The organism is Amycolatopsis saalfeldensis (genome assembly GCF_900110575.1).
GTDB classification, from domain to species: Bacteria; Actinomycetota; Actinomycetes; order Mycobacteriales; family Pseudonocardiaceae; genus Amycolatopsis; species Amycolatopsis saalfeldensis.
Window position 1 is genome coordinate 207,332 of the sequence record NZ_FOEF01000011.1, and the last position, 23,819, is coordinate 231,150.

The following is a 23,819-nucleotide window of genomic DNA, read 5'->3' on the forward strand; positions in this document are numbered from 1 at the left end:
CCGGGAGAGCGACCTCGTGACTGCTGAAACTCTGTACGGGGCCGACGACCTGACCCATCTCGAAGGCCTGGAAGCGGTCCGCAAACGGCCCGGGATGTACATCGGCTCCACCGACAGCCGGGGCATCAACCACCTCTTCTCCGAGGTCGTGGACAACTCGACCGACGAGGGCGTGGCCGGCCACGCGACCCGCGTCGTGGTCACCCTGCACGCGGACGGCAGCGTGCAGGTCGACGACGACGGGCGCGGCATCCCCACCGGAACCCACGCCAAATCCGGCCTTTCCGGCGTCGAACTGGTGCTCACGCGGCTGCACGCGGGCGGCAAGTTCGGCGGCTCCGGTTACAAGACCTCAGGCGGGCTGCACGGCGTCGGCGCGTCGGCGGTGAACGCGCTGTCGCACCGCTTCGACGTCACGGTGAAGCAAAACGGCCAGGTGCACCAGATGTCGTTCGCGCACGGGGTGCCCGGCACGTTCGACGGCCCCGGCCCGAAGGCCAAGTTCACCCGCCGCTCCGGCCTCACCCTGGCCGGCAAGATGAAGCGCGGCGAGCGCAGCGGCACGTCGATCCGCTACTGGTACGACACGCGGTACTTCGAAACCGGTTCTTCACTCGACGTCGAGGGCGTGCGCGCGAAGCTGCGCAACACCGCGTTCCTCGTCCCCGGCGTCACGTACGTGCTGCGCACCGCCATCGAGGACACGATCAACGAGGAGACCTTCCACTTCCCGCACGGGCTGGTGGACATGGTCGACTTCCTCACCCCGGACGGCGAGAAGCCGGTCTGCGGCACCCTGGTCATCAACGGCGAGGGCACGTACAAGGAGAACGCGGCCGACGCCAGCGGCGTGATGCAGTCCAATGTGGAGCGTCGCGCCGAGGTCGAGGTGGCGCTGCGCTGGGGCACCGGCTACGAGCGCACCGTCGAGTGCTTCACCAACACGATCCGCAACGTGCACGGCGGCACCCACCGGCGCGGCTTCGACCGCGCCGTCACCAAATCGCTGCAGGAGGCGATCGGCAAGACCCGCGGGCTGCTCAAGCCCAAGGAGGACCCGCCGACGCTGGAGGACGCGCTCGAGGGCATGACCGCCGTGATCCACGTGCGCATCCCGGAGCCGCAGTTCACCTCGCAGACCAAGGACGAGCTGTCCACCGCCGGCATCACCCGCGTGATCCAGAGCGTCGTCGACAAGCACGTCAAGGCCTGGGTCGAGGACCGCAAGACCAAGTCCGAGGCGAAGGTCGTGCTGCAGAAGGTGGTCGACGCCGCGCGCGTTCGTCTCACCCAGAAGCAGCAGAAGGACGCCGCCCGGCGCAAGACCGCCCTGGAGGGCGCGGCGATGCCGCCGAAGCTCGTCGACTGCCGCACCACCGGCGTCGCCCGCAGCGAACTGTTCCTGGTCGAAGGCGACAGCGCCCTAGGGTGTTTTACTGGAGACACAAGGGTGGCGCTGGCTTCCGGGAAGAGCCGTTCGTTCGCCGATCTCACCGCCGACTGGGAGAAGGGCGTCACCCATTTCGGCTATGCGACCAACAAGGCGGGCCGGGTCGTGGTCGTGCCGCTGGTGGAGCCGCGGCTGACGAAACGCGCCGCGCCCCTCGTGCGCGTCACCTTGGACAACGGCGAATCGGTCCGGTGCACACCGGACCACCTCTTCCGGCTTCGCGACGGCTCGTACCGACGTGCGGACGCGCTCACCCCGGGTGATTCGCTGATGCCGCTGTACCGGTCGGTCTCGCGCAAGGCCGAAGGCGACAAGCTGGACGGCTACGAACGCGTCTGGATGAACGACCGGGACGAGTGGGTCTACACGCACTACCTCGCGGACAGCTACAACTTGAGGCACGAGTTGGACAGCGCCGGCAACGGCACTGTCCGCCATCACGTCGACATGGACAAGCGGAACAACGACCCGCGCAACATCCGGCGGATGACGTGGGAGGACCACGCCGCCCTGCACGCGTCGATGATGGGCGAACACGTGCACGCGGGCTACCGTGCCTGGCTCACCAACGGTGGCCTGGAGTTCAAGTCAGCCATGCTGTCGGCACAGTGGCAGGATCCCGCCTTCCGCGAGGCGTGCCTGGCCCGGCTCGCGGCGCGCAACGAAGACCCGGAGTTCCGCGAGCGGATCGAACAAGGCTTCCAGGACTGGTACGCGTCGCTCAGTGACAGTGAGAAGGCGGCTTACGCCGAGCGGATGCGGCAGCGGCAGGCCGAGTACTGGGCATCTCCGGAGCACCGTGCGAACGCCGCGGAACGGGTTCGCCTCTTCTTCGCGGCGCCCGGCCGGCGTGCGGAATGGCGCGAGCGTTCCCAGGCCCAGTGGCAAGACGAGGAACTGCTCTCGTGGCGTTCGCAGGCCACCACGGAACAGTTCTCGGATCCCGCCGAGCGGGAGCGGCAGCGGGCTGCCGTCGTGGCCTGGCACGACCAGCACCCGGAGTTCGGGGAACGCCACTCGATCCGGATGAAGATACGGATGAGCGATCCCGCCACTGGCCATCTGTCGAAGGTCCAAGCCGGCCGCGCCCATTACGTGGCCTCGGTACCCCGCGCCGAGCGGGTGGAGAAGCAGAATGACGGGCGCCGCATCGCCGCGCTGAAGCGCCTGTCCGGGTTGCTGTCGCTGCCGGACGCGGAACTCGCCGACGCCTACGAGGCGTTGCGCCTGGAGCAGGCTCGCACCGGCCCGCGCTTCGCCAAGCTGCTGGCTCATTTCGACGGCGATCAGGCCCGGCTGCGCGAAGCCGCGTCGCAGGTGAACCACACGGTCGCGACCGTGGAACCGCTGGGCGAGACGGCCGATGTCTACGATCTGACGGTCGAGGGCTACCACAACTTCGCGCTGGAAGCCGGCGTCTTCGTCCACAACAGCGCGCGAATGGCGCGGGTCTCGGAGTACCAGGCGCTGCTGCCGTTGCGCGGCAAGATCCTGAACGTGCAGAAGGCCTCGCTCGGCGACACGCTGAAGAACGCCGAGATCGCGTCGATCGTGCAGGTGCTCGGCGCGGGCACCGGGCGCACGTTCGACCTGACCACGATGCGCTACGGCCGGGTGATCCTGATGGCCGACGCGGACGTCGACGGCTCGCACATCCGCACCCTGCTGATCACGCTGTTCGCCAAGTACATGCGGCCGGTGATCGAGGACGGCCGGCTGTACGCGGCCATGCCGCCGCTGCACAAGCTGGTCACCAAGGGCCGCAGCCCGGAGACGCACTTCACCTTCACCCAGCGCGAGATGGAGACGAGGTTCGCCGAACTGGAGGGGTCGGGCAAGCAGATCGTCACCCCCGTGCAGCGGTTCAAGGGCCTCGGCGAGATGGACGCCGACGAGCTGTGGGAGACCACGATGAACCCGGCCACCCGCGCCGTGCGGCGGATCAGCTTCGACGACGTGGAAGCCGCCGAGAACGCGCTGGAGCTGCTGATGGGCGAGAAGGTCGAGCCCCGGCGCAACTGGCTCGTCGAATCCTCCGACCGCGTCGACCGCGAAGCCATCGACGTCTGATTTTCCTTCGTTCCCAAGGAGTTGTGAGCCATGGCTCGCCGTAGCAAGACCCCGGTGACGCGGGTGGACGCGAGCGCGTTCGACCAGCCGGGCGCGCAGGTCTTCGACAACCCGCTGCAGACCGAGATGGAGGACTCCTACCTGGAGTACGCCTACTCGGTCATCCACTCCCGCGCCCTGCCCGACGCGCGCGACGGCCTCAAGCCGGTCCACCGCCGCATCATGTACTCGATGAACGAGAACGGCTACCGCCCGACCCACGCGTACGTGAAGTCGTCCCGCGTGGTCGGCGACGTGATGGGCAAGTACCACCCACACGGCGACGTGGCGATCTACGACGCCATGGTCCGGCTGGCCCAGGACTTCTCGATGAACGCCCCGCTCATCGACGGGCACGGAAACTTCGGCAGCCCAGACGATGGACCGGCCGCCTCGCGTTATACCGAGGCCCGCATGTCGCCCGAGGCGATGCTGCTCGTCGGCGAGCTCGGGGAGGAGACCGTCGACTTCCGGGCGAACTACGACGGGTCGCTGCAGGAGCCCTCGGTGCTGCCCGCGGCGTTCCCGAACCTGCTGGTGAACGGCACGTCCGGGATCGCGGTCGGGATGGCGACCAACATGATCCCGCACAACATGGGCGAGGTCATCAACGCGGCGCGGTGGCTGATCAATCACCCGAACGCCACGCTCGACAAGCTGATGGAGTTCGTCCCCGGCCCCGATCTGCCGACCGGCGGCGCGCTGCTGGGCCTCGACGCGGTGCGCCAGGCCTACGAGACCGGCCGCGGCGTGGTGCGGATGCGCGCGAACGTCGAAACCGGGCCGCTGGAGGGCAGCCGCGGGCGGCAGGCCATCACGGTCAACGAGCTGCCGTACGGCGTGGGGCCGGAGAAGGTGATCGAGAAGATCACCGACGAGGTCAACAAGTCCAAGCGGCTCACCGGCATCGCCGACGTCAAGGACCTGACCGACCGCGAGAACGGCACCCGCCTGGTCATCGAGTGCAAGGTGGGCGTGAACCCGCAGGCACTGCTGGCCGACCTGTACCGGCTGACGCCGCTGGAGCAGTCCTTCGGCATCAACAACCTGGTGCTGGTCGAGGGCCAGCCGCGCACGCTCGGGCTCAAGGCGCTGCTGGAGGTTTTCCTCAAGCACCGCTACGAGGTCGTCACGCGGCGCACGCGCTACCGCCGCCGCAAGCGCGAAGAGCGGCTGCACCTCGTCGAGGGTCTGCTGACCGCGCTGCTGAACATCGACAAGGTCATCAAGCTGATCCGCGAAAGCGAAAACGCGCAGGCGGCCAAGGACGGCCTGATGCAGCGCTTCAAGCTCTCCGAGATCCAGGCCGCCTACATCCTCGACACCCCGCTGCGCCGGCTGACCAAGTACGACCGCTTGGAGCTGGAGTCCGAACAGGACAAACTGCGCGAGGAGATCGCGGAGCTGAGCACGATCCTCGACGACGAGACGGTGCTGAAGAAGCTCGTCTCGTCGGAGCTGGCGAAGATCGCGAAGGACTTCCCCACCGAGCGGCGCACCCGGCTGATCGACGGTGACCTCAAGGAGGTGCTGGCGGCCTCGAAGCCGTCCGGCCCGCTGGAGATCACGGACGACCCGTGCCAGGTGATCCTCTCGGCCACCGGCCTGGTCGCGCGAACGGCCGCCGAGTCGGAAGAGGCGTCCGAGGTGCGGCGCCGAAACGGCCGAGTGAAGCACGACGCCGTCTCGGCCGTCGTGCACACCACCGCGCGTGGCCAGGTGCTGCTGGTGACCAGCCGGGGCCGGGCGTTCAAGACGGACGTGCTGCCCCTGCCGGTCCTGCCGGAGCAGGCCGGCACGGTGTCACTGCGTGGCGGTATGGCCGCCAAAGAGCTGGTACCGCTGGAAAAGGGCGAGACCGTGGTCGGCATCGCCCCGCTGGGCGAGCAGGCCGCCGACTCGCCGGGCCTGGCCCTCGGCACCCGCGGCGGCGTGGTGAAGGTGTGCGCCCCCGAGTGGCCGGTCCGCTCGGACGAGTTCGAGGTGATCTCCCTGAAGCCCGGCGACGAGGTGGTCGGCGCCACCTGGCTGACCGACGGCAGCGAAACGTTGGCCTTCATGTCCTCCGAGGCCTCGCTGCTGCGCTTCGCCGCTTCGCTGGTCCGCCCGCAGGGCCTGAAGAGCGGCGGCATGGCGGGCATCAACCTCCCCACCGGCGGCAGCGCGGTCTTCTTCGGCGCGGTCCGCACCGACGACGAGGAACACGGCGAGCCCATGGTCGTGACGGCGACCGGCCAAAGCGTGAAGGTGACCCCGTTCAGCGAGTACCCGGCCAAGGGCCGGGCAACCGCCGGCGTCCGAGCCCACCGCTTCCTGAAGGGCGAAACCAGCGTGGCAGTGGCCTGGATCGGCCCACGCCCAGCCGGCGCGGCCCGCAACGGCGATCCCGTGGAACTCCCGGAAGTGGACTTGCGCCGCGACGGCTCCGGCCACGCCCACCCCGGCCCGGACGTCGTGGGGCACGCCATCGAGCGGGACTGAGAGGCACTGGCAGCGGCCCCCCCTTGCCGGGCACTTCGGCAAGGGGGCGCCGCCTCTGTTCTGGCTGCGGATCACGGTGCATCGGACCGCCTCAAGGCAGCCGAGCAGCGATGTCCTCGATCCGCCAAGGCCCTTCCGTCTCCACCACCCGGACGTCGTGCCACCCGGCCAGCTCCGAGATGGCTTCCCCCTGCACCGCGAAGACTTTGCCGGTGATCGGGCACTTCTCCGTGGCCAGGTAGGCGACCAGAGGCGAGATGTTGGCCGGAGAGAAGGCATCGAACTCACCCTCCGCCACTTCCTGGGCGAAGATCGCCCCCATGCCGGGAGTGGCCAGGGTCAGCCGGGTCCGCGCGATGGGCGCGATGGCGTTGACGCGGACGCCGTAGCGCTCCAGTTCCTGCGCGGCCACCAAGGTCATCGCGGCGATACCGGCCTTGGCGGCGCCGTAGTTCACCTGCCCCGGGTTCGGCATGGTCGTGCCGGAAGCCGAAGCGGTGTTGATGACCGACGCGGCCACTCGGGAACCCGACTTGGCGCGGGATTTCCAATACGCCGCAGCATGGTGCAGGACCGCGACATGGCCCTTCAGGTGCACGGCGATCACCGCGTCCCACTGCTCTTCGGTCATCCCCGCCACAAACGCGTCACGGAGGATGCCCGCGTTGTTGACGACCACGTCCAGGCGGCCGAACTCCGACACCGCCTGGTCGATCAGGCTCGCGGCGTCGGCCCAGGAGGTCACGTTCGCGGAGTTCGCCACGGCCTGGCCGCCGGACGCGCGGATTTCGTCGGCCACTTCCTGGGCGGGTGTGGTGTCGGCGCCGGTGCCGTCGTTGGCTCCGCCCAGGTCGTTGACCACGACGGCGGCGCCCTCGGCCGCGAAGAGCAGCGCGTGCTCCCGGCCGATGCCGCGGCCCGCGCCGGTGATGACGGCGACGCGGCCGTCCAATGCTCCCATGCGATTTACTCCTGCTCGGCAAACTCGGCGAGGCCGTCCTTCAGGACAACGGTGTCGCCGACAGTGGTTTCGAATGCGTACCTCAGCGCGCCCGCGCGCCAGATCGTCGTGTCGAGGTCCTCTCCCGGCAGGACCGGCTTCGCGAACCGCACCGCCAAGCGCCGCAGACGGCGACGCTCCCCCACCGAGGTCAGCAGCGCCCACGACGCGAAAGCCATGGTGCACAAGCCATGCGCGATGATGCCCGGCAGACCCGCGGCGCGGGCCACCTCGGCGTCCAGGTGGATCGGCATCGGGTCGCCGGCGGCGGGGCCGTAGCGGAACGTCTGGTCGTCGTCGACGTGCTGCGCCACCTTCGCGGCGGGCGCGCCCGAACGCGCCGAACGGTGGTCCGGGCCCAGGGTGCCGCGCGTCTCGCCGGTGTCGAAGCCGCGGACGAACAGCGTCACGTACTGCTCGTTCACCGGCTCCCCCGCCTCGTCGCGGGTTTCGAGGTACACCGTGCCGCGCGTGCCGTTCGGCAGGCCCTCGTAGCCGGTCATCTTCGCGCGCGAAACGAGTTTGTCCCCGGGCCGGATCGGGCGGTGGAAGCGGAAATCCTGCTCCCCGTGCACGACCCGCCCGAACAGCCCCGCCGGCACCACTTCCAGCGCCGGCTCCAGCAGCGACTGGAACACGGGCACGATCGCGAACACCGGGCTCGCGACGTCACCCGCACGGTGGGCCGGGATCGGGTCGTTGGTCGCCGCCGCGTACTCGACGAGGCGGGCGCGCGTGACCTCGAACCGGCTTTCGTCGGTCCACCGGTCCAGTCCCGCCGGGTCGAAGCCCTCCGTCATGAGGCCCCGACCAGCTGCTTGAAGTTCTCCAGCGAGGAGTCCAGGTTCTTCTTGCCGTCCTTCTCCACGGCCTTGCCGAGCGCGCCGACGATCATCTGCCCGGAGAACTCGGCGTCGATCGCCGCGATCGCCCCGGCGCCGCCGGCCTGCACCGACAGCGCGAAGCTGACCTTCACCCCGGCCATCCCGGTGCCGGAGATGACGAGCTTCGACGGCTCCGCGTACTCGTCGACGGTCCAGGTGATCGTGTTCGGCATGCCGAGCATCGTGACCACTTCGGACACCTGCGCGCCCAGCTCGAACCGCGCCGGCACGTCGCCCTTCCACTTGGTGTGGATGGTCAGCCACTTCTCGAAGTTGTTCGGGTCCGCGAACTCCGCCCACACCTTCTCCGGCGTGGCGGGCAGTTCGACGGACGCGCTGATCCGGCCCATAGTGCTCCTTTTCCTAACGAACGGCTCGCTGATACGCGGTGACCACGGCGGCGCCGCCGAGCCCGATGTTGTGCTGCAGCGCGGCTCCGACCGCGCCGGCCTGACGCTTGCCCGCGTCGCCGCGCAGCTGCCAGGTCAGCTCGGCGCACTGCGCCAGCCCGGTCGCGCCGAGCGGGTGGCCCTTGGAGATCAGGCCGCCGGACGGGTTCACCACCCACTTGCCGCCGTACGTCGTTTCGCCGGAGTCGACGAGCTCGCCGCCGTCGCCCTCCGCGCAGAGGCCGAGTGCCTCGTAGGTGAGCAGTTCGTTGGCGGAGAAGCAGTCGTGCAGCTCGATCACCTGGAAGTCCCCGGGGCCGAGCCCGGACTGCGCGTACACGCGCACCGCGGCCTGCTTGGTCATGTCGTAGCCGACGATGTTCTTCGCGCTGCCGTCGAACGTGCTCGCGAAGTCGGTGGTCATGGCCTGGCCGACGATCTCGACGGCGCGGCCCGCCAGCCCATGGGCGTCCACATAGGACTCGCTCGCCAGTATCGCGGCGCCCGAGCCGTCGGACGTCGGCGAGCACTGCAGCTTGGTGAGCGGGTCGTAGATCATCCGCGAGCCGAGGACGTCTTCGAGCGTGTACGCGTCCTGGAACTGCGCGTACGGATTGTTCACCGAGTGCCGGTGGTTCTTCTCGCCGATCTTCGCGAACTGCTCGGCCGTGGTGCCGTGGGCCTTCATGTGCTCACGCCCGGCGGCGCCGAACATCCACGGCGCGGGCGGGAACAGCACCTCGGAGATCTCCGCGAGGGCCTGCATGTGGTTGCCCATGGGCTGCTCGCGGTCGTCGAAGGTCGAGCCGAGCGAGCCGGGTTTCATCTTCTCGAAGCCCAGCGCCAGCACGCAGTCCGCGCGGCCGCCGCGGATCGCCTCCGCCGCCAGGTACAGCGCGGTCGAGCCGGTGGCGCAGTTGTTGTTGACGTTCACCACCGGGATGCCGGTCAGGCCCAGCTCGTAGACGGCGCGCTGGCCCGAGGTCGACTCCCCGTAGACGTACCCGACGTAGGCCTGCTGCACCTGGTCGTACTCGATCCCGGCGTCGGCCAGTGCGTTGCTGCCGGACTCCCTGGCCATCTGCGGGTAGTCCCAGCCCTCGCGGCGGCCGGGCTTCTCGAACTTCGTCATCCCGACACCGACGACGTACACCTTGTTCGCCACCGCGGCACTCCCTCGTGTAGGCGTTGGCAACAAAGATACAGACCTGAATGTATTTTACAAGACCGGGAAAGGTGCGTGGATCACAGGGGCTTTACCTCGCCGTGAAGGCAAGGCTAACCTCACCTCCGAGCAAGATCGAGGGGGCGACCATCAGCACCGAAGAACTGGCCCGCACGGAACCAGTCCGCGCGGCCCGCAAGGGGAGCTTCCGGCGGTGGCTGCGCCGCAAGCCCGTCCGCCGGGCATTGGTGCTGACGCACCGGTGGACTTCGTTGGTACTCGGCCTTTTCCTGGTGCTCGAGACGACGTCCGGCGCCGTGCTGCTGTTCCACCCGGAGTACTACCGGGCCACGCACGGCGGCTTCTACCGGCACACCGGCAGCGCGCACCCCATCGGCTTCCAGCAGGCGCGCGACATCGTCGCCGCGGCCCACCCCGAGTTCTCCCCCGCCTGGGTCAGCGCCGACGGCGGGATCCTCGCGGTCGGCGACGCGGACTACGCGCAGGCGTACGCCGTCGACCCCGGCACCGGGCGGATCAACGGCCAAGCCCCGGTCGAGGACGGGGTGATGGGCTTTCTGGTCAACCTGCACGATTGCGGGCTCACCTGCGCGAACGACCCGGGTTACGTCTCGTGGCTGGCCGCGCCGGTGCCGTCGGTCGGGTTCGACTGGCCGCCGGGCACGAGCTGGGGGCAGCTGATCCTGGTGGTGCTCGGCCTGCTGATGGTGCTGCTGGCGGTGACCGGGGTCGTCGTGTGGTGGCCGGGGTTCCGGCGGTTCTCGCACAGCTTCCGCGTGCGCACGGGCAAGGGCCGGTTCGCCCGCGACTACGACCTGCACAACGTGATCGGCATCGTGACGGTGCCGTTCGTGCTGATGTGGGGCGTCACCGGCGCCGCGTTCTACCTGCCGCAGGCGAAGGACGCGTGGCTCGCCATCACTGGCGGCGCGCCTGCGGATCCGGCCAAGTACTCGTTCACCGCGAACCCCGCGGCGCCCGGTACCCCCGAGATCGGGATCGACCGGGCGGCCGCCGCGGCGCTGGCCGTCACGCCCGGCGAAGTGCGTTACCTGATCACGTCGAAGAACGGGTACTACCAAGTCTCGGTCGCCAGCCCCGGCTACCAGCCGTACGGCGCGCGTGCCTTCTTCGGCGGCGACCACACGGTGTACGTCGACAGCCACGACGCGACGCATGTGTCCGATGTGGACGCCAAACCGCAGCCGGGCGCGAACACGTTCTACGAGAACGTCTTCGAGCCCGCCCACTTCGGCTGGCTGGTCGGGCCGTGGTGGCGGATCGTGTGGTTCGTGCTCGGCCTCGCGCCGCTGGCGCTGATGCTGACCGGGCTGTCCACCTGGCTGTTCCGCTCCGGTTCGAAACGCCGCCGCCGCAAGGCGAAAGCGTGATCGAATCCCTCGCCTTCACCACCACGGTGGTGTGCGTGGCCGGCGGGCTCGTGGTGCTCGGCACCGGGCTCGCCGGCCGCTACCGCCGTCGCCGGGTGCTGCCGGCGCTGGCCGTGATCGAGCTGGCCCTGCTCGTCCAGGCGGTGGCCGACGTGGCGGGCCTGCTCGGCGGCGACCACCCCGGCGAGCCCGGCACGCACCTGGCCTATCTGGTGACCTCGCTGGTGATCCTGCCCGCCGCCTTGGGCACGGCCCCCGACGACGGCCGGTGGGCCGCGGTGTTGATCGCCATCGCCTTGCTGGTGCTGGCCGTGCTGGTGGTCCGGATGCAGACGACCTGGCGGCCGGCCTGATCGCTCAGACCGCGCCGCGCTCGCCGAGCGGGCGGCGGCGCAGACCGGCGTGCTGGAGGGACGGCGGCAGGTAGGCCTGGTCGAGCGTGCCGACGTCGGTGCCGGGCGGGACGATCTCGTCGATCCGGTCGAGGACCTCGTCGGTCAGCACGACGTCGAGGCCGGTGAGCAGGTCGTCGAGGTGGGCCATCGTGCGCGGGCCGATGATCGCGCTGGTCACGCCGGGGTGGGCGATCGCGAACGCCATCGCGAGGTGGGTCAGCGGCAGGCCCGCCGCCTCGGCGACCGGGATGAGCTGCTCGACGACGTCGAGCCGGCGCTCGTCGGTGAGGTGCTTGGCCAGGCCCGCCCGGCGCAGGTCGTTGTGCTCGCCCTTGCGGACGCGGCCGGTGAGCAGCCCCTGCCCGAGCGGGCCCCACACCAGCGTGCCCATCCCGTGGCGCAGCACCACCGGCAGCACCTCGCGTTCGATGCCGCGGTTGAGCAGCGAGTACGGCGGCTGCTCGGTGTGGAGCCGTTCCAGGCCCCGCCGCTCGGCGATCCAGTGGCTCTCGACGAGGTCGGACACGGGCAGCGCGGATGTCCCGATCGCCCGGACCTTCCCGCCGCGGATCAGGTCGGACAGCGCGGAAAGCGTTTCCCCGAGGTCCGTGGCCGGGTCCGGCCGGTGGAGCTGGTACAGGTCGATGTAGTCGGTTTGCAGGCAGCGCAACGAGTTCTCGACCGCGGTAGTGATCCAGCGACGCGAGGCGCCCTGGCGATTGAGATCGTCCCCGATCGGGCGGCCGAACTTGGTGGCGAGGACCACGCTGTCACGACGGCCTTTGAGCGCTTTGCCGACGATCTCTTCGCTGTCGCCGTAGGCATCGGCCGTGTCGACGAAGTTGATCCCGGCGTCCAGGGCCTTGTGGATGACGCGGATCGAGTCCTCGTGGTCGGGGTTGCCGATGGACGTGGCGAACATCAGCGTGCCGAGCGCGTAGGGGCTGACCTTGATGCCGGTCCGGCCGAGAGTGCGGTACTGCATGCGATGGCTCCTGGGATCACGGCCGGCGCCCGGCGGATGCCGTACCCTCGACCTAAGCGGAAAGCTCTTCCACAACCATACGGAAAGGCTTTCCGGTTACGCAAGCGGAGGAGGATCGTGGCCGATCACCCAGAGCCGGCCCAAGCCGGGAAGACGAGCGCGCAGCCACCGCGCCGGCTGCGCGCCGACGCACAACGCAACGTCGAATCCCTGCTCGAAGCCGCGAAGGCCGTGTTCGACACGTCGGGCGTGGACGCGCCCGCGAAGGAGATCGCCGACCTGGCCGGCGTCGGCGTCGGCACGCTGTACCGGCACTTCCCTCAGCGCTCGGACCTGGTCGCGGCCGTGGTGCAGAGCGGGATCGACGCCTGCGCCGAGGCGGGGCCGACCTTGAGCGCCAAGCACGAACCGAGAGCCGCGCTCGCGAAGTGGATCCACCGGTACACCGAGCTGCTCGGGACCAAACGCGGGCTCGCCGCGGCCATGCATTCGGGCAATCCGGCCTTCGACGCCCTGCCCGGCTACTTCATGCAGCGACTCGAACCCACCCTCGGAGCACTGCTCGCAGCCGCCGCCGAGACCGGCGAAATCCGGGCCGACGCCAGCGCGAAAGACCTGCTCAACGCCATCGCGCTGCTGTGCCAGCCCATCCGCGGCGAGGAGTTCACCTACAACCAGCGCATGGTCACCCTCCTCGTCGACGGGCTGCGCCGCCCGTCCTGACTACTTGCCTCATCGGAAAGAAGTGAGTACTTTCCAGATAGGCAAGTAGTCAAACGGGAGGACGTCATGAACCAGCAGGACGAGCAGCAGCAGGCAGCGGAGGCGTTGGCGTCGGTCGGCGCGCACCAGGAGCGGACCCGGCGGGCGGCGCGGCTGCCGTGGTGGGTCTACGCGGGGATGTTCGTGGTGGGCGCCGCGGGCTCGGCGGCCAACGACTTCATCAGCCTCAGCGGCGCGAAACTGGTCGCGGTACTGGTCATCGTCGCGCTGGTGGTGGTGTTCGTGGCCAGCCGGTACGAGCGGTCGTCGCTGCTCGGCCGGATGCGCGGGGTGCAGCAGCGGCAGCCGTTCGTCCCGTGGGTCTTCGGGGTCGTGCTGGCCCTCGGGGTGCTCGGCGCGTGGCTGATCGCCCAGTACGGCACCGGTTTCGCCGGCAGCCTGGCCGGCACGGTCGGGCTGCGCGACTACCCGAACACCGTGGTCGGCGTGGTCTACGGCGCCGCGTTCACCGCGCTGTTCGCGCTGGGGCAGGCGCTGGTCGCGGGTTCCCAGCGGCGCACGAACGCATGACCGGAGGACCGGAACTGGACCGCCTGCTGTCGGACCCGACGCGGCTGGCGATCATGTCGGTGCTCAACGCCGCCGAATGGTGCGACTTCGCCTTCCTGCGCGACGGAGTGTCCCTTTCGGACTCCGCACTGTCCAAACAGCTGGCGACCCTGAAAAAAGCGGAGTACATCGAACAGCGCCGAACCTACCTCGGCCGGGTGCCCAAGACCTCGGTGCAGGCCACCGGCGAAGGACGGGCACGATTCCTGGAGCACGTCGAGGCGCTGCGGTTGATCGTCGAGCGAGCCCCGAACCGTTGAAACGTGAGTGCTGAAGCCAGCGATAACCGGCTTCAGCACTCACGCATGTCACGCCACGTGGAACGACTGCGCCGCCCCGCCGGTGCAGGCCGACTGGACCAACTGGACGCTGTCCGCGGTCGAGCCGCCGGGCACGGTCAAGCACTTTCCGCTGTTACGGGCGACGAAGTGGTAGTACCCGCCGCCTTCCGAAACCGGCTGCCACTGCTGGTTCGCCCCGCCGCTGTAGGCCCACAGCTGGAGTCCGGCGTTGTCCGTGGTGGCCACATTGGACACATCGATCACCTGGGCCGGGTCGGTCCGGTTGTTCACCCGCACGTACCCGCCGCTGGTCGGCTGGAACTGGAACTGCTGGGCGTTCGTGGCGTTGCAGGCGTACTGCTGGATCACGGTGCCGTTCGCCGAGGCGGCGGAACGCGCGTCGACGCACTTGCCGTTGGCCTTGTTCACCACCGGGTACCAGGCGGTCGGCGAGATCCCGCCGGACGGCGGGGTGCCGCCGTCACTCGAAGCGCCGCCCAGCCAGCGCAGTCCGTCGAGGACGAACTTGTTCTGGTCGGCGCTCTCGAAAGTCGAGGAGAGCGCGGTGTTGGTGTCGTAGTTCATCTTGTTGTGGCCGAAGTTCGCGTACAGCATCTTGTAGTTCTTGTTGGTCCACATGATCGGGTAGTAGCCGCTGTACCAGGTCTGGTTCGGGTCGTCGCCCACCGGGAAGGTCGACGGGTCGAGCGAGGCCAGGATCGAGATGTTCGGGTTCTGCCGCAGGTCGTTCTGCCAGGAGTACCACTCGCTCACCGAGGACTGGATGGTCGCGGGCAGATTCACCGTGGACGGGTGCGTGCGGTTCTCGATCTTCAGCGTTTCGGCGGTCGGGCCCCAGCTGTTGGAGACGAACCGGCCGGTGCCGAGGAAATCGTTGTGGAACCAGTTCGCATACGTTGGCGTGGAATCGTCGTTGTACGCCGACACGTGGAACCCGAAAAACGCGCCGCCGGCGTTCATGTATCGCTGGAAGCCCTCGAACTGCGCCTGCGACTGCGGCTGGTCGTCGAAGAACATCACCACCTGGGCCTGATCGGGCGTGATGCTGGTGAGCTGGTCCCAGTTGTTGGTGGAGGAATAGCTGAACCCGTTGGCCGCCGCCTGCTGGGGGAACCAGACGTTGGCCTCCTTTTCGAAGCTGATGTGCGCGGCGTCGTAGGTGCCGCTGTAGAACGCGAGCACCTTGAACGGTGTCGCCGCGGCGGCATGCGAGGAGAGAGCCGGCGAGCCGAACGCGAGGCCGAGGCAGGCGGCGAAAAACGCCAATGCCTTGCCCACGAGCCCGAACGGGCGTCGTTTGACGGACATGAAGGAACCTTCCGGTGGGGGCGGGGGTACACCGTCACGGGAAGCGGCGGGAATACCGCCTCCCGCAGCCGAAGTGGACCCGCGCGGGCCGCTGGACGTCACCGCGCATTCGAGTTCTCTTCGGCGGGAAAACAAAACTTCACGTCTTGAATTAACGCACAGTTCAGCGCGGTGGTCCAGACCTCACCGGCACCGGGTACCGGTCAGCGGGAAAGCCGGTGTCACCGCCCGGGCACCAGGTGCAGGACGGCGCTGATCCGGTCCATCGTCGTCACCCGGATGTCGTAAGCCAGCGGCGTGACCCAGTTGTACTCCTCCACCGTGACCGTTTTCCCTTGCACAGCACTGATGTACGCCACGTGCCCGCTCTCCCACTGCGCCACGGCGCCGGGCACCGGCACCCGGTCGACGCGGTAGCCGAGCTTGCGCGCGTTGTCGTCCCAGTCGACGGCGTTGCCCCAGTGGCCGGGAATCCCGTTGTGCCACTGGAAGTTGTGGAAGTACCCGAGCGTCTGCTCCAGCCGCCAGGCGACGAACGAGGTGCACTGGCCGCGGTAGAACGCCCACCTGTCAACGTTGTCGGTGCGGTCCGTCCGATACGGGTAGTCGTCGCCGGCGGGGTACGCGCCGGTCCCGTCGCACTCGGGCACGCCGGTCGCCGCCCCGAACTGCGCGGCCGGGGCCCACCCACCGGTGCTCAGCCTCGCCCAGCTGTCGTTGCCGTCGACCGGTTCGGCGCGCACGGTGCAGACGACCGTGGTCCGGCCCTCGAATTCCGCGGCCGAAGCGGGGAACACGGTGCCGGGACCGGTCCGCGCGGTCACGGTGGCGGCGGTGACCGAAGTGGGCGCGCAGAAACCGGCCACGAGGAGCAGGGCGGTGACGATCTTCGTTCGCATACCCCGGATTTTCGGGCGCCCGGCCCCGGATCCGCCTCCGCGGCCAGCCGTTCGGGTTCGCCCGAAGCGGTTTCCCTCAGCGGTCCGGGCGGTCGAACGTGGACCAGTCGTCCTCGTCAGCGGCCGGACCGGCCGGTCCGCTCCGCGCCGCTGCCGTCATCGCGGCGGAGGAGGTCTGGACGATCAGCGCCGAAGGGTCGGCGTTGGCCACCGACGGCGCCAGCCACAGCCGGTGCAGCGAGCCGAACGCGTCGACGGTCACCTCGACCGCGCCGTCGGAGGCGTGCGCGGTGCCCGGGCTGTCGTCGTAGTAGTCGGGGTCGTCCTCGGCCAGCGGCTCGTAGCCCAGCGACGTGAGCTGCGCGGGCTCCAGCACCGGCACGAGCGCCTGGTACCTCCGGTCGCCCGCCCGGCGTTGCGCGCAGTGGGCCAGCTCGGCAACCCGCGCCGATCACGTCTGGGGCGGTATCGCGCGGGGCCATGGCCTCGACTGCTGCGGGCTGACCATGACCGGGCAGTCGCGGCTTGCCCACCGACCCGCCACCACGACCGTCGCCGCCACTCGCGTGGGAACCGTTGCTGTTGAACGATTCCGGCACGCGACTCGACGACGCGCTGCTCGCGCTGGTGGTCGCGTCCGTGTGCCCAGGCTCAGCTCGCCGTGCCGTTCAGCACGCCGGTCAGCCAGTCGCCCGAGGTCGAGATGGCCTTGCCGTTCACCGCGATGGTCGGCGTGCCGAAGCCGTGCGCGCCGTTCGGGAAGTCCTGGGCCAGGTTCGGGTCGTTCTCGGCCTGCTGGAACGCGGTCTGCAGCTGCGCGTCGTAGGTGCCGGCGTTGACCGCCTGCGCGAACTTCGGATCGGTGATGCCGAGGTCCTGGCCGAGCTTGATCAGCTGCCCCTTGTCGTAGCCGCGCTGGCCCTCCTCGGGCTGGTTCTTGAACAGCGCGTCGTGAAAGGCGGTGAACTTCTGCGAGCCGGCCGCGGCCAGCGCCGCGTTCGCCGATTCGAGCGAGTACCCCGGCGGGCTCGAGTTCTGGTTCAGCAGCGTCACCATGTGATAACGCACGGTGAGCTGGCCGTTGTTGATCGCCTGCTCCATCTTCGGCCCGTAGTCCTTCTGCAGCTGGCCGCAGTACGGGCAGAGGAAGTCGGCGTAGAGGTCGATGGTCTTCGGCGCGCCGGGCTTGCCGACCGAGACCACAACACCGTCGAGCTTCTCCACCACGCCGGCGGCCAGCGTCGGGCTCGCGCCGGGCTGGATCGCGGTGCCCTCCGTCGAGTTCTTGCTCGAGTTGATCCAGATCACGCCGCCGATCACCAGCGCGGCGAGGACCACGACCGCGACCACGACGATCGCGACCTTCTTCGGGTCCCCGCCGGCCGTGCCCCTGGCCTGCGCGACGGACCTGGCCGCCTGCGCCTGCTGCCGGCTCTTCCGAGCGCTCCGCGCTGCTCCACCCATCAGTTCCTATTTCCCTTCAGCGATGCTCGTGGAGTAGTCGTCCGCCGGGCCGGTGGAGTTCCCGCTCCCGGTGGTCTTCTCCCGGCCCCACCCGAGCCAACCGTCGAGTGAGGCCCAGGTGCGCGGGCGGACCAGCAGCCAGATCGCCAGCAGGGCGAACCCGGTGTCGCGCAGGATCTCCTGCGGGTACTCGGTCTGCCCGGCCGACACGCTCCCGCCGCCGCCGAAGCAGCCGCAGTCGATGCTCAGCCCGCGCGCCCACGACTGCGCGATGCCCGCGATCAGCACGGCCAGCAGCACCAGCGCGACCCCGGCCACGTAACGGGTGGCGAGGCCGGCGAGCAGCAGCAGGCCGAGGACCAGCTCGAGCAGCGGCAACGCCGTCGCGACGGGGCCGACCAGCGCGTGCGGCAGCACGTCGTACGCCTGCACGGCGATGTAGGTCTGCCCCGGGTCCACCAGCTTGATGCCGCCCGAAATGAGCCATACGGCCGCCAGTCCGAGCCGGGCCAGCGTGCCGACGGTGTCGAGCACGGGTTGGGGCAGTCTTCGCACAGGCTTAGGCTAACCGCCGGACCTGAGAACTTTGTGAGTTGGTCACCGATCGCGAACGGAGGCGGCATGCGCGCTCGTGCCCTGTTCGCCGCGGCATTGCTGCTGGTCACGTGCGTGGCGTGCGGCCCGGGCACGGTCACCGCGAGTGACCCGCTGATCAAACGGGCGAGTGACGGCAAGCACCTGACGATCGGCATCCGCTTCGACTCGCCCGGCCTCTCCCAGCGCACGATCGACGGCCGGTTCATCGGCTTCGACGTCGACGTCGCCGAGTACGTGGCCGGCAAGCTGGGCGTCGACCCCCAGCACATCACCTGGCACGAGACGACCCCGGCCACCCGCGAGTCGGACCTCACCTCGGGCGCGGCGGACCTGATCGTGGGCACGTACTCGATCACCGACAAGCGCAAGCAGCTGGTGTCGTTCGCCGGGCCGTACTTCAGCACCGGGCAGGACCTGCTGGTGCGGCTGAACTCGGCGGACATCACCGGCCCGGAGACCCTGAACGGCCGTCGCCTGTGCTCGGTCACCGGCTCGACCCCGGCGCAGATGGTGCGGGACAAGTTCGCGCAAGCCGTGCAGCTGGTCGAGTACCCGCGCTACCCGGACTGCGTCACGGCGCTGCTCGCGAACCAGGTCGACGCCGTGACCACGGACGCGGTCATCCTCGCCGGTTTCGCCGCGCAGGACCCGGAGCTGCTGCGCGTGGTCGGGAAGCCGTTCTCGACCGAGCGTTACGGCATCGGCCTGCGCAAGGGCGACACCGAGAGCCAGCACGCGATCGACGACGCCATCAGCGACATGATCTCCAGCGGCGCGTGGCTGAAGTCGCTGCAGGCCAACATCGGCCCGTCGAACTACCCGCTGCCGCCGCCCCCGCAGGTCACCGAGCGGTGACGATCCCGCCTCCCGAACGGCTCCCGGACCTGCCCGTCCGCGCGGTGCTGCCGTCGCTGCTGGCCGCGCTCGACGCCCACGGCACCGCGGTCCTCGTCGCGCCGCCGGGCACGGGCAAGACGACGCTGGTGCCGCTCGCGCTCGCCGGCTCCCCCGGCCGGGTCGTCGTGGCCGAGCCGCGCCGGCTCGCCGCCCGGGCCGCGGCCACGCGAATGGCGGGGCTGCTGGGCGAGCCGGTCGGCGAGACCGTGGGCTACGCGGTGCGCGGCGACCGGAAGGTGTCGTCGCGCACGCGGATCGAGGTGGTCACGTCGGGCCTGCTCGTCCGGCGGGTGCAGAACGACCCGGAGCTGCCCGGGGTGTCGACGGTGCTGCTCGACGAGTGCCACGAACGCCACCTCGACGCCGACCTGCTGCTCGCCCTGCTCCTCGACGTCCGCGCGGGCCTGCGCGACGACCTGCGGCTGCTGGCGACCTCCGCGACCGTCGCGGCCGGGCGGCTCGCGGAGCTGCTGGGCGACGCGCCGGTGGTGACGGCCGAGGCCCGCACGTATCCCGTCACGGTCTCCTACCGCGCGCCCGCCCGCGGCGAGCGGCCCGAAGCGGCGGTGGCCGGCGCGGTTCGGAGAGCACTGTCCGAAGGGGACGGTGACGTGCTCGCGTTCCTCCCCGGCGCCGGGGAGATCGCGCGAACCTCGAACCTTCTGTCCACACTGGACGCCGATGTCCTGCCCTTGCACGGGCGCCTCTCCCCGGCCCGCCAGGACGACGCGCTGCGACCGCGAGAACGGCGTCGCGTGGTGTTGTCGACGGCGGTCGCGGAGTCGAGCCTGACCGTGCCGGGGGTGCGGGCCGTGGTGGACTCCGGGCTCGCGCGCGTCCCCCGGGTCGACCACCGGCGCGGCCTGCCGGGCCTGGCGACGGTGCGGGTTTCGGCGGCCGTGGCCGAACAGCGCGCCGGCCGCGCGGGCCGTGAGGCGCCCGGCCGCGCGTACCGCTGCTGGGCGGAGCACGAACAGGCGACGCTGCCCGCGTACCCCGAGCCGGAGATCCGCACGGCGGAGCTGGCGCGGTTCGCGCTGGAGCTGGCCTGCTGGTCCACTCCGGACGGCAGCGCGCTGTCCTGGTGGGACCCGCCGGGTGAAGGCGCGCTCGCGGCGGCGCGCACGTTGCTCCGGACGCTGGGAGCCACCACTGCCGAAGGCGAGGTCACCGCCCGCGGCCGCCGGATGGCCGACCTCGGCCTGCACCCGCGGCTGGCCCGCGCCCTGCTCGACGGCGCCGCGGAAACGGGACCACGCTTCGCCGCCGAGGTGGTCGCCCTGCTGGACGCGGGCGCGACGCTCACCGACGTCGAAGCCGAGCTGCGACGGCTGCGGTCCTCGACCGACGAGGGCGCCCGGCGCTGGAAAACCGAGTCCCGCCGGCTGGCGAACCTGGTGCGCGGCCCGGAGCGCGGGAAACCCGACGCGGCGCTGGTCGTCGCGCTAGCACACCCGGAACGGCTGGCACGGCGGCGTTCCGGCACCGCGCCGGTGTACCTGATGGCCGGCGGCACCGCGGCCGAACTGCCCGCCGGGGGCGGGCTGGGCGACGTCGAATGGCTCGCCGTCGGCGAGGCCACGCGGGACCCCGGTCGGGTCCACGGCACGATCCGGCTCGCCGCGGCCGCCGACGAAGCACTGGCCGTGCGAGCGGCACCCAACGTGGTGTCCGAAGTGGACGAAGTCGCCTGGGACGGCGATGTGGTGGCCCGCCACGTCCGGAAGCTGGGCGCTATCACGCTTTCCGCGCGACCGTTGCGTTCCCCGGACCCGAAGCTCGTGCGCGAAGCGTTGCTGACCGGCCTGCGAGACGAGGGCCTCGGCCTCCTCCGCTGGAGCGTCGACGGCGCCCGGCTGCGCGAGCGGATGGCGTTCCTGCACCGGGTGCTGGGCGAACCCTGGCCCGACGTCGGCGATCCGGCACTTCTGTCCACTCTGGACACCTGGCTCGACGTCTCCCGCGCCCGCCGCCGCGCGGACCTCGCCACGATCGACGCGGGCGCGGCCCTGCGCGGCCTGCTCCCCTGGCCCGCCGCCGCCCGGCTGGACGAGCTGGCGCCGGACCGGCTGGAGGTCCCTTCGGGCTCCCACCTCCGCGTCGACTACAGCGGCGACCAGCCCGTGCTCGCGGTGAAACTGCAGGAGACCTTCGGCTGGCGCGCCACCCCCAAGATCGCCGACGGCCGGGTCCCGGTGCTGCTGCACCTGCTGTCGCCCGCCGGCCGGCCCGCCGCCGTCACCGCGGACCTGGAATCCTTCTGGCACAACGGCTATGCGGCCGTTCGAGCCGATCTGCGCGGCCGTTACCCGAAGCACCCGTGGCCGGAGGACCCCGCCACCGCCGCCCCGACCCGGCACACCACGCGCCGCGCCCGCTGAGCGGCCCCCTGCCGAAAGTCGGGGGTCGCCCGGGCCGCTCGGCCGATGTCCACGGGGCACCCCGAGCCGCAGACTCGATCGCAGACGGGGATCGAGGAGGAAAACATGATCACGCTTCGAGGTTTGACGAAGCGCTACGGGGACAAGACGGTGGTGGACGCGCTGACGTTTGTCGTCGCGCCCGGCGCCGTCACGGGGTTCCTCGGGCCGAACGGCTCGGGGAAGTCGACCACCATGCGGATGGTGATCGGGCTGGACTGGCCGAGTGCCGGCGAGGTGCTGGTGGGCGGCAAGCCCTACGCCGAGCTGCGGCATCCGTTGCGGGAGGTCGGCGCGCTGCTCGACGCCAAGTCGCTGCACCCGGGCCGCAGCGCGGGCAAGCACCTCACCGCGATGGCGCGCAGCAACGGAATCCCGGTGAAACGCGTCGAGGAGGTGCTCGCGACCGTCGGGCTCACCGACGTCGCGGGCAAGCGGGTGGGCCAGTTCTCGCTCGGCATGGGCCAGCGGCTGGGGGTCGCGGGCGCGCTGCTGGGCGACCCGGGGGTGCTGATGTTCGACGAGCCGGTGAACGGCCTCGACCCGGACGGCGTGCGCTGGGTGCGTCAGCTGATGCGCTCCCTCGCCGACGAGGGCCGGACGGTGTTCGTGTCCAGCCACCTGATGAGCGAGATGCAGCTGACCGCGAGCCGGCTCGTGGTGATCGGCAAGGGAAAGCTGCTCGCCGACGCGCCCGTCGACGAGTTCATCGCCGGCAACTCGACCAGTCTCGTCTCCGTGCGCGTGCCCGTGCCCGCGGAACTCGAAGCGCTGGCCGCCCGGCTGGGCCCGGCCGCGCGCCCGGGCGAGCCCGGCGAGCTGCTGGTGGACGGCGTCACCGTCGGCCAGGTCGGCGACCTCGCGCACGAACTCGGCGTGCGGCTGCACGGGCTGGCCGAGCGGACGGCATCGCTGGAACAGGCGTACATGGAACTGACCGCTTCGTCGGTCGAATACGGGGTGACGGCATGACCACGACGGAAACAGTCCGGGGCGGCGGCCTCAGCGGCGCGATCGCGTCGGAATGGACGAAGCTCTGGTCCGTGCGCGCCACCTGGTGGTGCCTCTCCGGCGGACTGCTGACGATGCTGCTCTACAGCGGCGTCTCCGGCCTGTCGCAGCACATCGGCGACAACCGTCCGGAAGGCGCGCACAGCATGGTGGCGGCCGGGGCCATCTACATGACCGAGTTCTTCGTGATCGCCGTGGCCACTTTGTTCGTCACGAGCGAGTACGCGAACGGCGGGATCCGGTCGACGCTGCAGTGGGTGCCGGTCCGCCGCCAGGTCCCGGTAGCGAAGGCCGCGGTGCTGGTGCCGGTGCTGTTCGGCTACGGCCTGGTGGTCGCGCTGGCCGGGATGGCGCTGGGCGGGTCCCTGATGGGGAGCGCCGGCCTGCCGACCTCCTTCGGCACGGGCCTGCTGACGGCCGTCGGGATGGGCGCGTTCTTCGCCCTGCTCGGGGTGCTCTGCCTCGGCGTCGGGTTCGCGCTGCGCAGCGCGGCGGGGACCATCGTGACGGTGATGGTGCTGCTCCTGCCGCTGCCGATGCTGCTTTCCTCGTACGTCTGGCAGGGGACGATGAACTACTTCCCCGCGTTCGCCGGCCTCAACGCGATGACGGCGCCCGGCTCGGCGAACCCGCTGTTCGGCGGTCCGCCCCCGTACGGCATGGGGGTGGGCGTCGTGATCTGCCTGGTCTGGGCCGCGGCCGGGCTGCTGGTCGGCACCGCGGTCCTGAAACGCCGCGACGCCTGAACCGCGGGTGAAGGACTTCTTACCCGCATCGGGGGTAAGGAGTCCTTCACCGCGTGTCCGGCAATCCCAGCCCCGCCAACAGTTCCCGCGCGCTTTCGGTCAGTTCGTTGAGGCCGGGCGGGGCGAGCGAGCCCGTGCCCGCCAGCGCGTCGAAGATCGACCCGTCCAGCCAGCCGATCAGGACCCGCGTGTGCCGCTCCGGCGCCGGAGAGCCCGCGGCCTCGAGGATCTCGGCGCAACGGCGGCGCAGCAGCAGGCCACCGCGGTCGTACGCAGCGCGCAGTTCCGGGCGGCGCACGGCCTCCAGCGCGAACTCGTACCGCGCGAGCATCCGCGTGCGCCCCTCGGTGATCGCCTGGTGGACCGTCGCGGCGAGGAATTCCGCCAGTCCCCCGACCGGCGGCTCCAATTCAGTGCTGTCCAGCTCGACCATCCGCGTGACGGCCAGCTCCAGCAGCGCGGCCCGCGTGCGCGCGTAATACGAGGTGGAGCCGACGGGCAGGCCCGCGGCCCGGTCGACGGCGCGGTGCGTCAGCCCGCGCATGCCCTCGGCCGCTATCACCTCGATGGCCG

At 70.3% G+C, this 23,819-nt stretch carries 22 protein-coding genes; 11 read left to right on the forward strand and 11 right to left on the reverse strand.

The genetic code is table 11. The annotated features are described in order from the left end of the window. The first annotated feature begins 16 nt into the window (after nt 1-16). Nucleotides 17-3,520: an ATP-binding protein gene (locus BMY97_RS24785; protein WP_091620607.1), complete on the forward strand. Its 3,504-nt coding sequence runs from the start codon at nt 17-19 to the stop codon at nt 3,518-3,520. Between the two features lie 30 nt (nt 3,521-3,550). Continuing rightward, nucleotides 3,551-6,040: a DNA gyrase/topoisomerase IV subunit A gene (locus tag BMY97_RS24790; RefSeq protein ID WP_091620363.1), complete on the forward strand. Its 2,490-nt coding sequence runs from the start codon at nt 3,551-3,553 to the stop codon at nt 6,038-6,040. A gap of 91 nt (nt 6,041-6,131) precedes the next feature. On the opposite strand, the gene BMY97_RS24795 is transcribed toward BMY97_RS24790, so the two are convergent. From BMY97_RS24795 to BMY97_RS24810, 4 genes are read right to left on the reverse strand one after another with little or no spacing between them, the layout of a single operon-like run. Further along, a complete protein-coding gene (locus BMY97_RS24795; RefSeq protein WP_091620366.1) occupies nt 6,132-7,001 on the reverse strand; it encodes an SDR family oxidoreductase in 870 nt (289 codons plus the stop codon). A gap of 5 nt (nt 7,002-7,006) precedes the next feature. Next, nucleotides 7,007-7,840 carry a MaoC/PaaZ C-terminal domain-containing protein gene (locus tag BMY97_RS24800; RefSeq protein WP_091620369.1) on the reverse strand — a complete coding sequence of 278 codons (834 nt, stop codon included), beginning with the start codon at nt 7,838-7,840 and terminating at the stop codon, nt 7,007-7,009. Beyond that, nucleotides 7,837-8,274: a type II toxin-antitoxin system Rv0910 family toxin gene (locus tag BMY97_RS24805; RefSeq protein WP_091620372.1), complete on the reverse strand. Its 438-nt coding sequence runs from the start codon at nt 8,272-8,274 to the stop codon at nt 7,837-7,839. Before BMY97_RS24805 ends, BMY97_RS24800 begins: the two co-directional genes overlap by 4 nt. Nucleotides 8,275-8,287: 13 nt before the next feature. Further along, entirely contained in the window at nt 8,288-9,478 is a 1,191-nt protein-coding gene (locus BMY97_RS24810; protein ID WP_091620374.1) for a lipid-transfer protein, read from the reverse strand. Nucleotides 9,479-9,579: 101 nt separating this feature from the next. Between BMY97_RS24810 and BMY97_RS24815 the strand changes: the two genes are divergently transcribed. Next, nucleotides 9,580-10,890 carry a PepSY-associated TM helix domain-containing protein gene (locus BMY97_RS24815; RefSeq protein ID WP_177231529.1) on the forward strand — a complete coding sequence of 437 codons (1,311 nt, stop codon included), beginning with the start codon at nt 9,580-9,582 and terminating at the stop codon, nt 10,888-10,890. Beyond that, a complete protein-coding gene (locus BMY97_RS24820) occupies nt 10,887-11,243 on the forward strand; it encodes a hypothetical protein (RefSeq protein ID WP_091620379.1) in 357 nt (118 codons plus the stop codon). Before BMY97_RS24815 ends, BMY97_RS24820 begins: the two co-directional genes overlap by 4 nt. Before the next feature lie 4 nt (nt 11,244-11,247). Here the strand turns inward: BMY97_RS24820 and BMY97_RS24825 are convergent, their stop codons facing one another. Continuing rightward, entirely contained in the window at nt 11,248-12,270 is a 1,023-nt protein-coding gene (locus tag BMY97_RS24825) for an aldo/keto reductase (RefSeq protein ID WP_091620381.1), read from the reverse strand. Nucleotides 12,271-12,387: 117 nt separating this feature from the next. On the opposite strand from BMY97_RS24825, the gene BMY97_RS24830 reads away from it, so the two are divergent. From BMY97_RS24830 to BMY97_RS24840, 3 genes are all read left to right on the forward strand, one after another. Beyond that, nucleotides 12,388-12,993, forward strand: coding sequence for a TetR/AcrR family transcriptional regulator (locus tag BMY97_RS24830; protein ID WP_245787476.1), 606 nt, complete (start codon nt 12,388-12,390; stop codon nt 12,991-12,993). 66 nt (nt 12,994-13,059) lie between these two features. Further along, complete coding sequence (locus BMY97_RS24835) at nt 13,060-13,563, forward strand: hypothetical protein (RefSeq protein WP_091620384.1); 504 nt, start codon at nt 13,060-13,062, stop codon at nt 13,561-13,563. Next, nucleotides 13,560-13,862 (forward strand): winged helix-turn-helix domain-containing protein, encoded by a 303-nt coding sequence (locus BMY97_RS24840; RefSeq protein ID WP_091620387.1) that lies wholly within the window; start codon nt 13,560-13,562, stop codon nt 13,860-13,862. Before BMY97_RS24835 ends, BMY97_RS24840 begins: the two co-directional genes overlap by 4 nt. 48 nt (nt 13,863-13,910) lie before the next feature. On the opposite strand, the gene BMY97_RS24845 is transcribed toward BMY97_RS24840, so the two are convergent. From BMY97_RS24845 to BMY97_RS24865, 5 genes are all read right to left on the reverse strand, one after another. Next, complete coding sequence (locus BMY97_RS24845; protein WP_091620390.1) at nt 13,911-15,212, reverse strand: RICIN domain-containing protein; 1,302 nt, start codon at nt 15,210-15,212, stop codon at nt 13,911-13,913. Between the two features lie 221 nt (nt 15,213-15,433). Beyond that, nucleotides 15,434-16,111 (reverse strand): CHAP domain-containing protein, encoded by a 678-nt coding sequence (locus tag BMY97_RS24850; protein WP_091620393.1) that lies wholly within the window; start codon nt 16,109-16,111, stop codon nt 15,434-15,436. A 76-nt stretch (nt 16,112-16,187) separates the two neighbouring features. Next, complete coding sequence (locus tag BMY97_RS48550) at nt 16,188-16,493, reverse strand: hypothetical protein (protein ID WP_091620395.1); 306 nt, start codon at nt 16,491-16,493, stop codon at nt 16,188-16,190. Nucleotides 16,494-16,762: 269 nt separating this feature from the next. Continuing rightward, complete coding sequence (locus BMY97_RS24860) at nt 16,763-17,575, reverse strand: DsbA family protein (RefSeq protein ID WP_091620398.1); 813 nt, start codon at nt 17,573-17,575, stop codon at nt 16,763-16,765. A 6-nt stretch (nt 17,576-17,581) separates the two neighbouring features. Next, on the reverse strand, nt 17,582-18,109 hold the full coding sequence (locus BMY97_RS24865) for a MauE/DoxX family redox-associated membrane protein (RefSeq protein ID WP_091620400.1): 528 nt from the start codon (nt 18,107-18,109) through the stop codon (nt 17,582-17,584). 87 nt (nt 18,110-18,196) lie between these two features. On the opposite strand from BMY97_RS24865, the gene BMY97_RS24870 reads away from it, so the two are divergent. From BMY97_RS24870 to BMY97_RS24885, 4 genes are all read left to right on the forward strand, one after another. Further along, complete coding sequence (locus tag BMY97_RS24870; RefSeq protein WP_091620403.1) at nt 18,197-19,027, forward strand: glutamate ABC transporter substrate-binding protein; 831 nt, start codon at nt 18,197-18,199, stop codon at nt 19,025-19,027. Beyond that, complete coding sequence (gene hrpB / locus BMY97_RS24875; RefSeq protein ID WP_245787477.1) at nt 19,024-21,450, forward strand: ATP-dependent helicase HrpB; 2,427 nt, start codon at nt 19,024-19,026, stop codon at nt 21,448-21,450. The genes BMY97_RS24870 and hrpB overlap by 4 nt, the downstream gene beginning before the upstream one ends. 105 nt (nt 21,451-21,555) lie before the next feature. Continuing rightward, entirely contained in the window at nt 21,556-22,461 is a 906-nt protein-coding gene (locus BMY97_RS24880; RefSeq protein WP_091620405.1) for an ATP-binding cassette domain-containing protein, read from the forward strand. After that, entirely contained in the window at nt 22,458-23,246 is a 789-nt protein-coding gene (locus BMY97_RS24885; RefSeq protein ID WP_091620409.1) for an ABC transporter permease, read from the forward strand. The genes BMY97_RS24880 and BMY97_RS24885 overlap by 4 nt, the downstream gene beginning before the upstream one ends. Nucleotides 23,247-23,292: 46 nt before the next feature. Here the strand turns inward: BMY97_RS24885 and BMY97_RS24890 are convergent, their stop codons facing one another. After that, nucleotides 23,293-23,790, reverse strand: coding sequence for a TetR/AcrR family transcriptional regulator (locus BMY97_RS24890; protein WP_425425326.1), 498 nt, complete (start codon nt 23,788-23,790; stop codon nt 23,293-23,295). Nucleotides 23,791-23,819: the final 29 nt, after the last annotated feature.

Bases quoted from the DNA above. Each gene is read 5' to 3' on its own strand.
- BMY97_RS24790 (WP_091620363.1), top strand. From the start codon at position 3,551: ATGGCTCGCCGTAGCAAGACCCCGGTGACGCGGGTGGACGCGAGCGCG.
- BMY97_RS24795 (WP_091620366.1), bottom strand. From the start codon at position 7,001: ATGGGAGCATTGGACGGCCGCGTCGCCGTCATCACCGGCGCGGGCCGC.
- BMY97_RS24800 (WP_091620369.1), bottom strand. From the start codon at position 7,840: ATGACGGAGGGCTTCGACCCGGCGGGACTGGACCGGTGGACCGACGAA.
- BMY97_RS24805 (WP_091620372.1), bottom strand. From the start codon at position 8,274: ATGGGCCGGATCAGCGCGTCCGTCGAACTGCCCGCCACGCCGGAGAAG.
- BMY97_RS24825 (WP_091620381.1), bottom strand. From the start codon at position 12,270: ATGCAGTACCGCACTCTCGGCCGGACCGGCATCAAGGTCAGCCCCTAC.
- BMY97_RS24835 (WP_091620384.1), top strand. From the start codon at position 13,060: ATGAACCAGCAGGACGAGCAGCAGCAGGCAGCGGAGGCGTTGGCGTCG.
- BMY97_RS24840 (WP_091620387.1), top strand. From the start codon at position 13,560: ATGACCGGAGGACCGGAACTGGACCGCCTGCTGTCGGACCCGACGCGG.
- BMY97_RS24845 (WP_091620390.1), bottom strand. From the start codon at position 15,212: ATGTCCGTCAAACGACGCCCGTTCGGGCTCGTGGGCAAGGCATTGGCG.
- BMY97_RS24850 (WP_091620393.1), bottom strand. From the start codon at position 16,111: ATGCGAACGAAGATCGTCACCGCCCTGCTCCTCGTGGCCGGTTTCTGC.
- BMY97_RS24860 (WP_091620398.1), bottom strand. From the start codon at position 17,575: ATGGGTGGAGCAGCGCGGAGCGCTCGGAAGAGCCGGCAGCAGGCGCAG.
- BMY97_RS24870 (WP_091620403.1), top strand. From the start codon at position 18,197: ATGCGCGCTCGTGCCCTGTTCGCCGCGGCATTGCTGCTGGTCACGTGC.
- BMY97_RS24880 (WP_091620405.1), top strand. From the start codon at position 21,556: ATGATCACGCTTCGAGGTTTGACGAAGCGCTACGGGGACAAGACGGTG.
- BMY97_RS24885 (WP_091620409.1), top strand. From the start codon at position 22,458: ATGACCACGACGGAAACAGTCCGGGGCGGCGGCCTCAGCGGCGCGATC.
- BMY97_RS24890 (WP_425425326.1), bottom strand. From the start codon at position 23,790: ATGCGCGGGCTGACGCACCGCGCCGTCGACCGGGCCGCGGGCCTGCCC.